This window comes from Mesorhizobium sp. (assembly GCF_004962925.1).
Lineage (GTDB): Bacteria > Pseudomonadota > Alphaproteobacteria > Rhizobiales > Rhizobiaceae > Mesorhizobium.
The window spans coordinates 1-297 of record NZ_SUEO01000476.1 but is presented as its reverse complement, the minus strand read 5'-3'; the positions used below and the strand labels follow the sequence as shown (position 1 = coordinate 297).

Sequence of the window (297 nt, the reverse complement as noted above, 5' to 3'; positions counted from 1 at the left end):
CCACCGCCGAGGCGATCGCATGGTTGGCCGAGGCACATGCGGAGGTCACCCCGAAGACCGGCCCGCGCAAGCCGAGGCTCAAGCTAAGATGGACGGAAGCGGCGCTGGGCATCACCTTTACTCCAGTGAAGAGTTCAGCACGGATTGCGCTACCCAAAAGCAGTGAGCGGTAAGTTTGTTCTGTTGCGTATGAACCGGTAAATCCGACGCCCACTGTCGCGCCGAAGCGATGGGCATTCCCCTCGTCGCAGGAAAGTCCGGCCTGCCGCATGGCTTCGCGCGCTGCAAGCACGGCGA

Annotated in this window: 1 protein-coding gene; it reads right to left on the bottom strand. The window is 62.6% G+C overall.

Going from position 1 to position 297, the window contains the following annotated elements; translation table 11 throughout:
• A partial coding sequence (locus E5W87_RS35770; protein WP_287203116.1) for a beta-ketoacyl synthase N-terminal-like domain-containing protein occupies positions 1-297 on the bottom strand: 297 nt, incomplete at both ends.